The sequence below is a fragment of the Tautonia sp. JC769 genome, from assembly GCF_040717455.1.
Lineage (GTDB): Bacteria > Planctomycetota > Planctomycetia > Isosphaerales > Isosphaeraceae > Tautonia.
In genome coordinates, this window is sequence record NZ_JBFEFH010000019.1 from 85,404 (window position 1) to 99,837 (window position 14,434).

10 protein-coding genes are annotated in these 14,434 nt (G+C 69.3%); 6 read left to right on the forward strand and 4 right to left on the reverse strand.

Features of this window, described 5'->3' with window-relative positions; all coding sequences use genetic code 11:
• Positions 1-40: 40 nt before the first annotated feature.
• The 5 genes from AB1L88_RS18200 (at position 41) to AB1L88_RS18220 (ending at position 6,652) form a co-directional block, all read left to right on the forward strand.
• On the forward strand, positions 41-1,351 hold the full coding sequence (locus AB1L88_RS18200; protein WP_367098106.1) for a Gfo/Idh/MocA family oxidoreductase: 1,311 nt from the start codon (positions 41-43) through the stop codon (positions 1,349-1,351).
• A 119-nt stretch (positions 1,352-1,470) separates the two neighbouring features.
• Complete coding sequence (locus AB1L88_RS18205; protein WP_367098107.1) at positions 1,471-1,890, forward strand: hypothetical protein; 420 nt, start codon at positions 1,471-1,473, stop codon at positions 1,888-1,890.
• A 173-nt stretch (positions 1,891-2,063) separates the two neighbouring features.
• On the forward strand, positions 2,064-2,720 hold the full coding sequence (locus tag AB1L88_RS18210) for a hypothetical protein (protein WP_367098108.1): 657 nt from the start codon (positions 2,064-2,066) through the stop codon (positions 2,718-2,720).
• Between the two features lie 186 nt (positions 2,721-2,906).
• The gene (locus AB1L88_RS18215; RefSeq protein ID WP_367098109.1) at positions 2,907-4,475 is read left to right on the forward strand and encodes an MDR family MFS transporter; all 1,569 of its coding nucleotides are present in this window, start codon (positions 2,907-2,909) and stop codon (positions 4,473-4,475) included.
• A 380-nt stretch (positions 4,476-4,855) separates the two neighbouring features.
• The gene (locus AB1L88_RS18220) at positions 4,856-6,652 is read left to right on the forward strand and encodes an ATP-binding cassette domain-containing protein (RefSeq protein ID WP_367098110.1); all 1,797 of its coding nucleotides are present in this window, start codon (positions 4,856-4,858) and stop codon (positions 6,650-6,652) included.
• 3 nt (positions 6,653-6,655) lie between these two features.
• Here AB1L88_RS18220 and AB1L88_RS18225 read toward each other — a convergent pair whose 3' ends face one another.
• Genes AB1L88_RS18225 through AB1L88_RS18240 form a run of 4 tightly spaced genes read right to left on the reverse strand, consistent with a single transcriptional unit; the run spans position 6,656 to position 13,269 of the window.
• Entirely contained in the window at positions 6,656-8,845 is a 2,190-nt protein-coding gene (locus AB1L88_RS18225) for a TolC family protein (RefSeq protein WP_367098111.1), read from the reverse strand.
• Positions 8,842-10,590 (reverse strand): HlyD family efflux transporter periplasmic adaptor subunit, encoded by a 1,749-nt coding sequence (locus AB1L88_RS18230; RefSeq protein ID WP_367098112.1) that lies wholly within the window; start codon positions 10,588-10,590, stop codon positions 8,842-8,844. Before AB1L88_RS18230 ends, AB1L88_RS18225 begins: the two co-directional genes overlap by 4 nt.
• The gene (locus AB1L88_RS18235) at positions 10,575-12,854 is read right to left on the reverse strand and encodes an ABC transporter ATP-binding protein (protein ID WP_367098113.1); all 2,280 of its coding nucleotides are present in this window, start codon (positions 12,852-12,854) and stop codon (positions 10,575-10,577) included. The genes AB1L88_RS18230 and AB1L88_RS18235 overlap by 16 nt, the downstream gene beginning before the upstream one ends.
• A complete protein-coding gene (locus AB1L88_RS18240; RefSeq protein ID WP_367098114.1) occupies positions 12,826-13,269 on the reverse strand; it encodes an HPF/RaiA family ribosome-associated protein in 444 nt (147 codons plus the stop codon). Before AB1L88_RS18240 ends, AB1L88_RS18235 begins: the two co-directional genes overlap by 29 nt.
• A gap of 209 nt (positions 13,270-13,478) precedes the next feature.
• On the opposite strand from AB1L88_RS18240, the gene nhaR reads away from it, so the two are divergent.
• The gene (gene nhaR / locus AB1L88_RS18245; RefSeq protein WP_367098115.1) at positions 13,479-14,408 is read left to right on the forward strand and encodes a transcriptional activator NhaR; all 930 of its coding nucleotides are present in this window, start codon (positions 13,479-13,481) and stop codon (positions 14,406-14,408) included.
• The last annotated feature ends 26 nt before the right edge of the window (positions 14,409-14,434 follow it).

Here is a 14,434-nt window from a genome sequence, read left to right on the forward strand (position 1 = left end):
TCGACCCCCTTTCCCCGACCCGAAACTGGGAAGAAACTCCATGAGCTACGCCAACTGGTCGCGTCGAGGGTTCCTCCGGGCATCGACCTCCGCCCTGGTCGCCGCGGGCCTGCCCCTCTGGTATGCCCGGGAGGTCGCGGCGGCCCGCGAGGAGGCGAGCAGCAAGCCGAAGCGGAAGATCGGCCCGAACGACACGATCGTGATGGCCGCCATCGGCTGCGGCGGCCAGGGTCGGGGGATCATGCGGTCGGCCGCCGGGCGCGAGGGGGTCAAGTTCGTCGCCGTCTGCGACGTCGATTCCCGGCACGCTGAACAGGCGGTCGAGGACCTCGGCGGCGGCGAGATCAAGATTTACAAGGACTACCGCGAGCTCTTCGCCAACGAAGAACTCGACGCCGTGACCATCGGCACGCCCGACCACTGGCACACCCTGCCCGCCCTGGCCGCGATCCGGGCCGGGGTCGACGTCTACTGCGAGAAGCCGCTCACCCTGTTCCTCGACGAGGGGAAGGTGCTGGTCAAGGCCGCCCGCGAGCACGACACCGTCTTCCAGGTCGGCAGCCAGCAGCGCTCCGACGCCCGATACCGCCTGGCCTGCGAGCTGGTCCGCAACGGCCGGATCGGCACGGTCAAGGAGGTCGAGGCCCGGATCGGCCGCAACCCGGTCGGCGGGCCGTTCAAGGAGGCCCGGGTCCCCGACGAGTTGGACTGGGACTTCTGGCTCGGCCAGACCCCCGAGGTCGCCTACGTCCCCGAGCGTTGCCACTACGAGTACCGCTGGTGGCAGGCCTACTCGGGCGGCAAGATGACCGACTGGGGCGCCCACCACAACGACATCGCCCAGTGGGCGCTCGGCTACGACGGCTCCGGCCCGGTCAAGGTCGACGCCGACGGCTCCCCCTGGCCCGTCCTGCCGCACTCGTACGACATGCCCGAGCGGTTCGTCTGCACCGCGACCTACGACAACGGCACCGTCCTGAAGACCATGAGCGACGGCGAGAACGGCAACCTCTTCACCGGCGAGGACGGCTGGATCTTCGTCAACCGCGGCAAGATCGAGGCCAGCGATCAGGCCCTGATCGACGAGCCCTTGGGCGACGACGCCGTCCGCCTCTACGTCTCGAACGACCACATGGGCAACTTCCTCGACTGCGTCCGCAGCCGCGAAACCCCCATCTGCGACGTCGAGATCGGCCACCGCTCCGTCTCCGTCTGCCACCTCGACAACATCGCCCTGAACCTCCGTCGCGAGCTGACCTGGGACCCCGAGCAGGAACGCTTCAAGGACGACGACGAGGCCAATGCCCTGCTCCGTCGCGAGATGCGCTCGCCCTGGACGCTCGACTTCTGAGCCCAGTCCGGCGCTCCTCGCCGGGAGACGCCACCCTTGCCGAGGGGATCACGGGCCCGGGTCCGTCGCGAGCCCCGATCCCCCTTCGCTGGCCCCCTTCGATCGAGACAAGTCCCGTCATGGATCAATCGCCACCCCCCTCGGATCGCGAGCCGTTCGAGTTCAGGCCCGATCACGGGCACTTGATCGCCGACCTCGGCTCGAAGCTGCATTTCGTCGGCATCCTGACGATCGTGCTCGGGGGCATCGCCCTGCTCTCGGGCCTCCTGAATCGGCCGCCGGGCACCCTGCTGTCGGGCGGGACCCTGGTGGCCGCCTTCTCCGCCCTGTTCCTGGTGGCGATCGGCTTCTGGTCGATGCGGAGCGGCCGCGAGTTCCTCCTCGTCGCCCAGACCGAGGGGGCCGACATCCCCCACCTGATCCGGGCCCTGGAGAACCTCCGGCGGCTCGTCAGCCTGCAATACAACCTCGCCTGGTTCGGCCTGCTCCTCCTCGTCCTGCTCATCGTCTTCGGCTTCTTCATCGACCCGGCCCACTGACCTCGCCCCGGGGATCGCCCCCCGCGATCCGATATTGTTGAATTTTGCATTCACCCATTCTCAATTGGTGGCGTGCTGGATTAAATTCATTCCACACCCTTCTTCCGGCGCCCTCGCTCGCGGGCAAAGGGCCCCGCGACACGCCGGACCGTCGCCAATCGGGCTTCCGTTGAATGGACGTGCAAATCTGGTCGAAGTCGCAGGAGAAACGCGCCCATGTGCTGGCGCTCCGGGGGAATGAGGTTTCCCTGGTCTCCCTGTCGGGGAACATGTTCACCCTGAAGAAGAAGCTGAAGGAGGTCATCGAGCGGCTCGAAGCCGGCGACGACCCCTCGCAGCTCAAGGCCGGGTCGGTCGCGACGATCGACGCGGCCTCGATCGCCAGGGCCCGGGTCAGCCCCGGCAACGACTCGTTGACCCTCCACGGCGGCCCCGACGGCTCGAAGACGCTGAGCTTCCCGACGGCCGATGGCAACGCCTCCGAGATCCTCCAGGCGATCCTCGGCCGGGCCGGCCGATCGTTCCAGTCGACCCGGGAAGACATCGGGGTGTTCGAGGCGATCATCCCGCCCGCCATCGTCGGGGGCCTCGGCGGCCTCTTCTGGATGGGGACCTACGACGCCGCCACCAGGCTCGCCTCCGGCGAGGCGGTCGAGGCCACCGGGCGTCGCCAGGGGATGAAGCGCCTCCTGATCGGCGTGGCCGACACGCTGGGGACGACCGGGACGATCGCCGTCGGCGTCGGCCTGCTGGCGTTGGTCCTCGGGTGGGCCTTCCTCCGGATCACCCGACGGCCCCAGCGCACCGTCTGGCTCCCCGATCAGGGGTGAGCCGGGCAGGCGGTCGCGTCCGATCCTGCCGCCCCGTCGCGTCGATCCCGGTCGACCGCGGCGGGGCCGCCCCCAGCTTGCGAGTGCCCGCGCCCGGAAATCCGCGGGCCTCGAACCTTCCCCCCTTGGCCTCGGTCCTAGAATGATGAATCGTCACGGACCGGCCCGGATGGGGAGCATGCAACGATGGCAGCGGATGCGGACAGCGAGGCGGAGCCGAGCGCGAGTTCCGGGGAGGCCCATTTCCCCAACCGGCGGATCGTCACCGTCGCTTTGATGATGGCCATGGCCGTCGCGGCGATGGAGCAGACGGTCGTCTCGCCGGCGATGCCCACGATCATCGCAAAGTTCAACGGGGTCGAGATCTACGCCCTCGTCTTCTCGGCCTACCTGCTCGCCTCGACGATCACGACGCCGCTCTACGGCAAGCTCGCCGACCGCCTCGGCCGCAAGCGCGTCCTGCTCTTCGGCCTCGGCGTCTTCGCCCTGGGTTCGATCCTCTCGGGACTCTCCCGGAGCATGCCCGAGCTGATCGCCATGCGGACGCTCCAGGGGATCGGCGCCGGGGCGGTCGCGCCGATCGTCATCACCCTGCTCGGCGACCTCTATTCGCTGGAGGAGCGGGCCAGGGTCCAGGGGCTTTTTAGCGCCGTCTGGGGGATCTCCAGCATCGCCGGGCCGGCGCTCGGCGGGGTGCTCACCGACCATCTCTCCTGGCGGTGGGTCTTCTTCGTCTCGGTCCCCTTCGGCCTGATCTCGATGGTCATCCTGGCGACCCGGGTCCGCGAGTCGGTGGCCGAGCGGGAGCCGAAGCCGCTCGACTGGACCGGGGCCGCGCTCTTGACCGGCGGCACGGCCGCGCTGTTGATCGCGGTCCTCGGCGGCGAGGGGCGATCGTGGGAGCACGAGCTGCTCCTGCTCGCCCTGGCGGCCGCCCTGATCGCCGTCTTCATCCGCCACGAACGCCGGGCGAGCGACCCGATCCTGCCGATCGACCTGCTCGCCCAGCCGGCGATCGCCGCCTCGATCCTCGGCAGCTTCGTCATCGGCGGCCTGCTCATCGGCATCGATACCTATGTCCCGCTCTTTGTGCAAGGTGTCCGCGGCGGCTCGGCGACCGACGCCGGCCGGTCGATCATGCCCCTGTTCGCGGCCTGGTCGATCAGCGTCTTCATCGCCGCGAAGCTCGTCCCGCAGTGGGGATTCCGCAAGACGGCGGTCGTCGGCTCGGTCCTGATCGCCCTCGGCTCGATCGGCCTGGTGGCCGGGACGATCTGGCCGGATTCGAGCCGCTTCGCCTTCCTCGTCGGCATGGGGGTGATCGGCCTCGGGATGGGGCCGACCTCGCTCAGCTACATCCTCGGGGTGCAGAACTCGGTGCCCTGGGAGCGTCGCGGGGCGGCGACCGGTGCGGTCATCTTCTCCCGGATGATCGGCGGTGCGGTGATCGTCGGACTCCTGGGTGCGACGCTCGGGCACGAACTGGCCTGGCGGCTCGGCGGCAGCTCGGGCGTCGATGTCGCCGCCGCCCTCCGGCCCGAGACGCACGCGCAGCTCTCACCCGAGCAACTGGACGTCGTCCGGCTGGCCATGAACGCCTCGCTCCGTGACGTCTTCCTGCAGATCGTCGTCCTGGCGGCCCTCGGCCTCGGCTGCGCCGTCCGGCTCGCCGGCGGCCGGGCGGTCGATCGCCGCGACCTCCCCGGCTCGCACGCCGAGCAGCCGGATCGGGTCGCCGCCGCGATCGAACACTGAGCGGCTCATCCGGCAGATCCGCCGACGCTCGGGCGGTTTCCCCTCTCTCCCCCCGGGCGGGCAAGAATACGGCGGCAGAGAACGCTCTCAACCCTCTCCCCCGACTCGGGGGAGAGGGTGGCCGCCAGGCCGGGTGAGGGGGCGCTGGCCTGAACGCCATGCCTTGCATCCATTCCCAGGACCCCTCACCCCGGCCCTCGCCCGCGCTTGCGGGGAGAGGGGGCCGGGACCGATCCCCTGTCGGCGACTCTGGCAGATGCTCCACGAAGCCGAGACTCCCGGGCGCCTGGCCAAGCTCGGCTCGAAGCACGGTCCTCGGATGTGATACGCTGGGGGGCCATCGTCAGCCTTTGTTCGATCGTCCAGGGCCCGGGTTCCCCATGTCTCTGCTCAGCCTTCGCAACGCGGTCCTGTCGTTCGGCGGCCCTCGACTCCTCGACGGCGCGGATCTCTCGGTCGATCGGGGGGACCGCGTCTGCCTGCTCGGCCGCAATGGCGAGGGCAAGAGCACGCTCCTCCGCCTGATCTCGGGCGAGCTGGAGGCCGATTCCGGCGAGATCATCCGGGCCTCGGGGCTTCGCATCGCACGATTGCCGCAGGAAGTCCCCCAGGGACGCACCGGGACGGTCGCCGAGCTGGTGGCCGAAGGGTTGCCCGACGACGACCATGCCCTCGGACCGCTCGATCACCGGGTTTTGGCCATCCTCTCCCGGATCGGCCTCGACCCGGACGCCCCGTTCGACTCCCAGTCGTCGGGCATGAAGCGCCGGACCCTGCTCGCGGCGGCACTCGTGGCCGACCCCGACATCCTCCTGCTCGACGAGCCGACGAACCACCTCGACATCGAGTCGATCCGATGGCTCGAAGACTTCCTCATCCGCTGGGGGGGCACGATCCTCTTCGTCACGCACGACCGCGCCCTGCTCGAGACCCTGGCCACCCGGATCGTCGAACTCGACCGCGGCCATCTTTATGTGTTCGATTGCGATTACTCCACCTACCTCGTGCGACGCGAGGAGCAGCTCGCCGCCGAGGAGAAGCAGGCCGCCCTCTTCGACAAGAGGCTCGCCCAGGAGGAGACCTGGATTCGCAAGGGGATCGAGGCCCGCCGCACCCGCAACGAGGGGCGCGTCCGGGCTTTGAAGGCCATGCGAGAGGCCCATCGCGCCCGCCGCGATCGCCAGGGGGTCGCCCGCATCCAGGCCCAGGAGGCCGACCGCTCCGGGGCCCTCGTCATCGAGGCGAAGGGCGTCTCGTTCGCCTTCGACGACCGCCCGGTCATCCGGGACCTGACCACCACGATCATGCGGGGGGACAAGGTCGGGATCATCGGCCCGAACGGCGCCGGCAAATCGACCTTGCTGCGACTTTTACTCGGCCAGCTCGAACCGCAATCGGGCTCGATCCGTCTCGGGACGAACCTCGAAGTCTCCTACTTCGACCAGCTCAAGGCGACGCTCGACGAGGACAAGACGGTCCAGCAGAATGTGAGCGAATACGAAACCATCACCGTCGACGGCCGCCAGCGTCACGTGCTCGGATACTTGCAGGATTTCCTGTTCGCCCCCGACCGGGCCCGGACGCTCGTCAAGGTCCTCTCCGGCGGCGAGCGGAGCCGATTGCTCCTGGCGAAGCTCTTCACCCGGCCGTCCAACGTCCTCGTGCTCGACGAGCCGACGAACGACCTCGACCTCGAAACGCTGGAACTCCTCGAAAGTCTGCTCGTCTCGTATGCCGGGACCTTGCTCCTGGTCAGCCACGACCGGGCCTTCCTGAACAACGTCGTCTCCAGCACGCTGGCGATCGAGGCCGGGGGCGCCGTCCGGGAATACGACGGCGGATACGACGATTTCGTCCGCCAGCGGAAGGTCGAGACGCCGGCCGAGGAGCCGCGCCCCTCCTCCTCGTCGTCGAAGGCCGCGGCGGCTCGCCCGGCTCGCCCCCGCAAGCTCAGCTCGAAGGACCAACGCGAGCTGGACGCCCTGCCCGCCCGGATCGAGGACCTCGAGACGCAACTGGGCACGATGCACGAGGCCATGGCGTCTCCCGAATTCTACAAGCAGGACGGCGAGCAGATCGCCGCGGCCAAGGCCCGGCTCGAAGCCCTCGAACGGGAACTCGCCTCGTGCTTCGAGCGCTGGGAGGCGCTCGAAGCACAGCGGGCCGAGGCGTCCTGACGCTCAAGGGGTGGGATCAAGCGCAGCAGGATCCGGATCGGGGTCGCGCAGGGCGTCGGGGAGCTGCGGGGCCTGCCCCGGGTCGGCCGGGTTCGGGGCCCCCGGCGGGTTGGCGTCCGGATCGCCCGCTCCGGGGAGGCCCATCCCCTGCCCCGCCCCGTCTTCCCTCAGGACATCGGGAGGCGCCGGGATCGGGTCCGGGCCGAGGGCGGCGTTCGGGATCGAGGGGGGGGCCGGGGCCGAATCGACCTCCGGCAGGATCGTCGGCGGGGCGACCATCGCCACCTCGGGCGTCACGGCGTCGAGGCCGACTGCGGCCCGGTAATCGGCCAGGGCCGAGAAGTACCGCCCCTCGGCCAAGACGCGGTTGACCTGGGCGTCGAGCACCTGCTGCTGCAAGATCACGAAGAAGAGCAAGGGCGAGGCGGCCATGATCTCCAGCCGGGTCCGCTCGGCCTCGGCCAGTTGCCGCGTGACGATCTCGACGTTGCGGAGGTATTGCAGCGATTCGTAGGCGGCGCGGAGGTTGGCCGCCTCGCGGAGCACGTCGTTCTGGATCGTGTCGCGGGCGAATTGGGTCCGGGCCGAGATCTGCCGCATCTCCGCCTCGGCCGTCCGGACCCGGCCCCGGGCCAGTCGGCGCTGCAGGGGGACCTCGAAGAACATCGAGGCCTCCAGGATGAACGGCCGGAAGTCCCCCCGGAGCGACACCTGCCGATCCCCGACATTCTGCTCGGTGAACACGTAGAAATTCAACGACGGCAGCATCAGGTTCCGGGCCAGGTCGCGGTCGATCCGGACCCGGTCGTACTGGAGCATCAGGTCGAAGACCTCCGGCCGCAGGTTCAACGCCACGGCCACGTCCTGCTCGACCTGCGAGGCGTCGGGCGGCTGGGCGTCGGGGAAGGCCAGCGGGATATTGTCCGCGGCCGGGATCGACGGCAGGCCCCGCTCGTCCCTCAGGTAGAAGGAGAGGGTGATCGACGCCTGCTCGAAGTTCCGCCGGGCGTCGACGAGCTGCTGCTGCCGTCGGATCAAGACGTTCTGGAACGCGATCACGTCGATCTGCGACACCCGGCCGATCTCCGGCCGGGCCTGCTCGATCAGCGTGGCCATCTGCGTCTGGGTAATCTTGAGCAGGTTCTGATTGATCGCGTACACCTGGCCGGTCGCGACCCAGGCCCAGTACGCCTTCGCCGCGTCTCGGAGCAGGGTGATCCGCTCCCGGAGGATCCCCGGCTCGACCCGCCGACGCTCGATCTCGGCCTGGAAGAGCCGGGCCCGCCGCGCATCGAGCCGCAGGTTCTGCAGGAGCGGCTGCTCGAACCCCGACACGAAGGCACCGCCGCCGAGCGTGTTGAGGTAGTTGTAATACGTCGGGTAATCGCCGTAGGCCAGGCGGTAGCCGGTGAACGCCTTGCCGCCCGAGTTCATGATCGGCTGCGTCAGGAAGACGCTGTGGACGGCCCGGTCGTAGTAGCCGAGCGGGTAGTTCCGCGAGTCGGCGTTGAGGGCCAGGTCGAACGACCCCATCGACGACTGCACGGCCCCATCGGCCCGGTTCCTCCCCTCCAGGACCGCCAGGAACGGCGGGTAGAGGCGCTCCGAGGAGACCCGGACCTCCTGGAGCATCAAGGGCGGCCCCGCCGGCCGGCCGTCGATCCGAGGCGCCCCGCGCGGGATCTCTCCCGTGCCGGCCTGGAGCTGCTCGACCTCGGGCAGCGTGAACGGCTCGTCGGAGGGGGGGGCGTCGGCCGGGCCTTCGTCCCCCCGGCCGAAGAGGCCGGGCAGGAGCAGGAGGTTCTGGTCCTGGGAGCCGAGCGCCGGGGGAGACGGGGCCTGCGTCCCCGGGAAGAGGCCCGGCAGGAAGGCCCCGCCGGGGGCGACGCCCGGCATGAACGGGACGAACGTGCCTTGCTGGCCGGGGCGGAACAAGGTTTCTCCCATCGCCTGCGGCGGCCCGCTCATCGGGTTCGAGAGCATCGTCGGCGGCAAGGGCTGGCCGAAGGGGGAGATCCCCATCGCCCGGGGGGGGCCGGGCGTCAGGTCGGGCTGGAGGGAGAAGGGCAATTGGGCTCCCGCGGAGCCGTCCGCTCCCTGGAAGCCGGGGTAGTCCTGCGCGACCGCGGCCGGGGTGATCGCCATCAACCCGGCCGCGATCCTGACGAAGAGCCTCCGCATCCTGCGGGTCATTTCGGCCTCTTCACCTTGGGTTTGTCGTCCTTTGCCCCCCCGCCGTCCTTGGCGGAAGGCTCCTGATCGGCCACAACCGGGGCGAACCCGTTGAGCCGACGCCAGATCTCGAAGCCGAGCGGGACCTCTCGCAAGAGCACCCAGCCGTTGGCCCGAGCCCCCTGACGCAGATACTCGCGAGACGGCCAGGGGCTCCGGACCCTCGCCAGCCCATCCCGCTCATCTTGAATCGGCTCGTCAGGCAGGAATTCGCCACTCATCCCGGTAATTGTCAAACGTCCTTCGCCCGAATCTTCCGGATTAATCTCCACCGCCGCGACGGTCCCGGTCGCCCCCGACTCAAGGCCCGTGACCGTGCTGCCGACCGAGAAGCCCGCCTCGTTCAGGTCGTACACGCTCAGCTCGGGACCCGAGAGATCCGGGACCGCCAGGATCCGGAACCGGCCCTTGAGCGACTCGCTCGCGTCCACCAATGCCACCTTCGCGGGGAAGGTGCCGACCGCGACCGACGGCCATCCCATGAACTGCAAGGCCGGCCACCCCTCGAACTGGAGCCGGACCGGGTCGCCCGCGTGCACCAGGGGCACGTCCCGGCCGGGCAGGTAGATCTCGGCGGCCAGCCGGGGCGTGTCGGGGATGATGATCGCCAGCGGGTCTCCGTCCTTGACCTGGGCACCCGCGCCGACGTTCGTCAGGATCCGCAAGACCGTCCCCGCCTGCGAGCTGACCACCCGGGTCCCCTGCTCCTGCTGGCGGATCTTCACCAGCATCTCCTGCTTCTTGTTCTCGTAATTCTGCACCTCGACCTGGGCGTTCTGGATGTCGCTCCGGGCCTTCTCGACCTCGGCGATCGCCTTGGCCTCCACCGCGTTGCGCTTCGCCTCGTAGCCTTCGAGCGCCTGCTTGGCCTGCTCCAACGCCGCCTCGGTCTGGCTCAGCTTCTGTTCGGTGGTCCGATAGATTTGCTCGGCGGCGATGACCGCCTGCCCCGCCTCCAGGCCGCGCTCGTAAAGCGCGCGGACCTGCTCGTACTTCCACTTGTAGCCCTTCAGGTCGGTCTCGGTCTCGGCGACTTTCTGCCTGGCCTCGTTGATCTTCTCCTCGGCGCCGTCGATCATCGCCTCGGCCTCGAAGACCGACTGCTCCTTCTCGGCCTCTTTCTGGGTCAGGGCGGCCTCATACGTCTCGACCTTCTGCTTGGCGAATTCGAGCTGCTGGACGGCCAGCTCTTTCTGCTGCTCCAGCGTCTCGATGTACTGCGGGTCGATGTTCTCGACCCGGGCGACGATCTCGCCCGCCTCGACCCGGTCCCCTTCGTTGACGTAGAACTCGACCACCCGGCCGTAGATCGGCGAGAAGACCTGATATTCCCGGTCGAGCGGGTGAAACGCCGTGACCTGGCCGTCGCCGTAGACCGACTGCCGCCAGGGGACCCAGATCATCACGAACGGCAAGACCAGGCAGACGAGGATCACCCCCATCCCCACCCGGCGCGCCGTCTTGGGCGTGCCGACCTGATGCAAGGCCGGCATCCGCGACCCGGCGTCGAAGGCCCGGGCCGGCAGGCCCGGGCGCGGCCGGATCGCCGGCAAGCCGCTGGCCGGCCGCCGCATCGGGGCGCGTCGGGTCGGGACCTCGGCCGGGAGCATGGCCGCATCGGTCGCCAGCATGCCCCCTTCCGCCATCCGGGTGGCCGTCGCTCGGGTCGAGGCGGCCGTCTCCTGGGGTCTCAGCTCAGACGACATAGCTGCGTCTCCTTCAACCAGTCTTCGAGGTCCCGACGCTGACCGCCGGCCATCTCAAGGGTGTGTTCGATGTGCCCGTCGGCCAGGATCACCGCCCGGTCGCAGTTCGTCACCACTTCCTGGCCGTGCGAGACGATCAGGAGGGTCCACGGCGCGCCGCGGTCGAACAGGGTCTCCACCACCTTGCGGCGGGCATCGAGGTCGATGCTGTCCAGCCCCTCGTCGATGACGAGCAGGCGGGGGTCCCCGGCGATGGCCCGGGCGAGCATCACCCGGCGCGACTGGCCGAGCGACAGCGGCGCCCCGTTGCTCGAGAGGATCGTGTGCAGGCCGTCGGGCAGGTCCATCACCTCTTCCAGCAGCCGCACCGCGTCGAGCGCCCGGCGGACGTCGCTGAGCGAGAGCCAGAGCCGGCCGACCCGGACATTCTCCAGCACCGTGTCCTCGATGATCTCCAGGCCCTTGACCATCGCCACTTCGGCCCTGAGTGATTCGAGCCGGAGGTCCCGGGTGTTCGTCCCGTCCAGTTCGATGGCCCCGTGAGTCGGGGCGCGGAGGCCGTAGATCAGGTCGAGTAGCGTACTCTTGCCCGAACCGCTCGGCCCGATGATCGCCAGGCGTTCGCCCGGCTTGACCTCCAGATCCATGTTGTGCAGCACGGACCGGTGATTCTCGTATTCGTACGACAGGTGACGCAGGACCAGGTGCGCCCCCTGTTCCGGGATCTCGCGCTGCGGCTCGCCGTCGTGCCGCTCCAGGGGCAAGTCGACCAGGACCCCCAGTTTGTCCATGGCCGCCATCATGTCGTACCAGGCTTCCAGATGCTTGCCCAGCTTGCTGAACGAGAGCAAGACGGTGGCGATGATCAGCTCGGCGGCCACCAGCTGCCCGAGGGTCAGCTGCTGCTGGATCACCAGGTAGCCCCCCAGCCCCAGCAGGGCCGAGCTGGCGATCGCCTGCAAGGCCAGCGCGAAGATGACCTGACGCATCACGATCGCGAAGTGCCGGCGGCGGGCCGACAGGTAGCGCCGGGTGGCGGCGTCGGCCCGGTCCATCGCGAAATCGGCCCCGCCGTCGACCTTGAACGTCAAGGGGGTCCGGGCGATCTCCTCCAGGCCGCCGGCCACCTCGTACTTGGCCACCGACTCCTGGATGCTCGTCCGGATCGCCCCCCGGCCGAGCAGGAAGATCATCCCGGTCATGGCGATGAGCAGGATCAGGTCGAACCCGAGCAGGAACGGGTGGTAGAAGGCCAGGACGATCAGGCCGATCCCCGCCCCCAAGACGACCGAGATGCCGTCGAGCATCAGCAGGGCCGCGACCTTCTGCACGATCAGGACGTCGAAGAACCGATTCACCAGCTCCGGCCCGTGGTTGCGGTCGTAGGCGTCGATCCGGACCCGGGGCAGGCGGTACGCCAGGTCGGCCGTGACCCGGGCGAAGATCCGGCGCTGCATGATCTCGACCATGTAGGTCTGCAAGGCCCGCAACATCGCCGCCAGCCCGAGGCAGGCCAGCAGGATCAGGGTCAGCACGATCAACTGCTGGAGCAGCAGGTTGAGGGCCACGGTCGTGACCACCGCCTCGACCGCCAGCGGCGTGGCCAGGGAGAGGATCCCGACCCCCACCGCATAGGCGACGATCACCCAGAGGTCCCGCTTCGCCTCGATCCGCAGGAGGCCGATCAGGCGTCGGACCGGCGAGATGTCGTGCCCATGCCCATGTCCGTGCCCCCCGCCGTGCCCATGCCCATGTCCCCCGCCATGCCCGTGCCCGTGTCCGTGAGCGTACATCTCATCGGCGTCGGGATCGCGCAGGGGGTGGCACGGGGCGAGCGGCAGGACCATCGCCCAGGACACCGCGGCCTTCGGATCGCCCAGCCCGAGGCGCCGGGCCAGTTCCTTCTCGGAGACGACGGCCCCCGAGCCGCCGCGTTCCGGGGCGGCGAGCCGGGCGTGTTTGCCCTTCCGGCCGACGAGGGTGATCCAGGTGCCCAGCCCGCCGTCCTGGCCGGGGACGAAGGTGACGACCGGCATGTCGGGCCGGGCCGAGGCGATCGCCTCGCGGATCGACCACCGCGACGGCGTGATCCGCAGGCCGAAATGCTTGCCCATCATGGCGAGGCGCGCCAGCCAGGCCTGATCGGCCGGACCCTGGAACTCCCGCTCCGACTGGTAGAACAGCTGCCGGCCCAGCACCGGGTCGTATTCCAGGCCCGCGGCCTCGGTACAGGCGTCAAGCACGTCGTCGGTGGCCCAGCTCATCCTCGCCTCCCGTTGGGGTTCGCTTCAGACGCGGCCGACCCGGTGTCGACGGCATGGGTTCCGGCTCGCGATCGACGAGCGAGGACGAACCGGGGCCCAGCCCGATCCCCTCGCGGACCTCATGCTGGCGTTCCACCTCGCGCACCAGGGCGCGGCCGGCCCGGTCGATCGCCCGGGCCACCGCCTCGAACGGCTCGTCGCCGCTGTCCTCCACCTTGACCAGGCCGTCGGCCATCGACAGCGTCACGGCGCAGCGGACCCCCGGCACCGCCGAGTTCCCCGCGTCCGACAGTCGAACCGTCACCCGGTCGACCTTCGGGCCGAACCGCCCCAGCGCCGATCCCACCCGACGCTCCACGTGCGATCGCAACGCCGGGTCCACCGGAATTCCCAAGCCCTGCACCATCACTCGCATGACGACTCTCGTGACCCTCGCCTTGGATTGAACCGTGTTGCGATGCCCAAACACGACGATGTCCGGCCGCGCCGTATTGTGGGACGCTCCAATCCAAACGACAAGAGAAACTTTCGTTGGCGACTCATCGAATTTTTCGATGAGTCTTCGATCGGTTTCCTCGAAGAGTCCCCTGGGAATCATCGAGTAGATCGTTTAGTCTCTCTGACATGGAAGCGCTCAACTACCACCACTTGTTCTACTTCTGGATGGTCGCCCGCGAGGGGAGTATCGCCGCCGCCTGCGAGCAGCTCGACGTCTCGCAGCCGACGATCAGCGCCCAGATCCGGGCCCTCGAGCGCTCGCTCGGCCTCGGCCTCTTCGCCCGGGAGGGGCGCGGCCTGGTGCTGACCGACGCCGGGCGCGTCGCCTATCGCTACGCCGACGAGATCTTCTCGCTCGGCCGGGAGCTGCGCGACACGATCTCCGGTCGGCCGGCCGGCCACCCCTTGCGGCTCGCCGTCGGCGTCATCGACGCCATGTCGAAGCTGGTCGTCGCCCGATTGCTCGAACCGGCCCTCCGCCTGGAGGAGCCGGTCCGGATCATCTGCTCCGAGGGGTCGGTCGAGGAGCTGCTCGGCGACCTGGCCCGCCACCGGCTCGACGTCGTGCTCTCCGACGTCCCCCTGGCCCCCGGGGCGGCGGTCAGGGCCTACAACCACCAGCTCGGCGAGAGCGACGTGGCCATCTTCGGCCCCCCGGCGCTCGCCGACTCCCTGGCCGACGACTTCCCCCGATCCCTCGACGGCGCCCCGATGCTCTTACCTGCCGAGCAGACCGCCGTCCGACGCTCGCTCGAACACTGGTTCGAGTCCGAGAATCTCCGCCCGCGGATCGTCGGCGAGTTCGAGGACAGCGCCCTGATGAAGGCCTTCGGCCATTCCGGCTTCGGCCTGTTCCCGTCCCCGGCCGTCATCGCCCGGGAGGTCTGCGACCAGTACAAGGTCCGGCTCGTCGGCCGGATCGACTCGGTCCGCGAGCAGTTCTACGCCATCTCGATCGACCGTCGCCTGAAGCACCCGGCCGTGGTGGCGATCTCCGAGGTCGCCCGGCGTCGGTTCCTCACGACGACGCCGGCCGACCAACCCGCCGCCGACTGAGCGTCCCTCGCCCGCAGCCCCCGTCG

Excerpts from the sequence above, each read along its gene's own strand:
- AB1L88_RS18205 (WP_367098107.1), top strand. The coding sequence starts at position 1,471 with ATGGATCAATCGCCACCCCCCTCGGATCGCGAGCCGTTCGAGTTCAGG.
- AB1L88_RS18235 (WP_367098113.1), bottom strand. The coding sequence starts at position 12,854 with ATGAGCTGGGCCACCGACGACGTGCTTGACGCCTGTACCGAGGCCGCG.
- nhaR (WP_367098115.1), top strand. The coding sequence starts at position 13,479 with ATGGAAGCGCTCAACTACCACCACTTGTTCTACTTCTGGATGGTCGCC.
- AB1L88_RS18240 (WP_367098114.1), bottom strand. The coding sequence starts at position 13,269 with ATGCGAGTGATGGTGCAGGGCTTGGGAATTCCGGTGGACCCGGCGTTG.
- AB1L88_RS18200 (WP_367098106.1), top strand. The coding sequence starts at position 41 with ATGAGCTACGCCAACTGGTCGCGTCGAGGGTTCCTCCGGGCATCGACC.
- AB1L88_RS18220 (WP_367098110.1), top strand. The coding sequence starts at position 4,856 with ATGTCTCTGCTCAGCCTTCGCAACGCGGTCCTGTCGTTCGGCGGCCCT.
- AB1L88_RS18230 (WP_367098112.1), bottom strand. The coding sequence starts at position 10,590 with ATGTCGTCTGAGCTGAGACCCCAGGAGACGGCCGCCTCGACCCGAGCG.
- AB1L88_RS18225 (WP_367098111.1), bottom strand. The coding sequence starts at position 8,845 with ATGACCCGCAGGATGCGGAGGCTCTTCGTCAGGATCGCGGCCGGGTTG.
- AB1L88_RS18210 (WP_367098108.1), top strand. The coding sequence starts at position 2,064 with ATGGACGTGCAAATCTGGTCGAAGTCGCAGGAGAAACGCGCCCATGTG.
- AB1L88_RS18215 (WP_367098109.1), top strand. The coding sequence starts at position 2,907 with ATGGCAGCGGATGCGGACAGCGAGGCGGAGCCGAGCGCGAGTTCCGGG.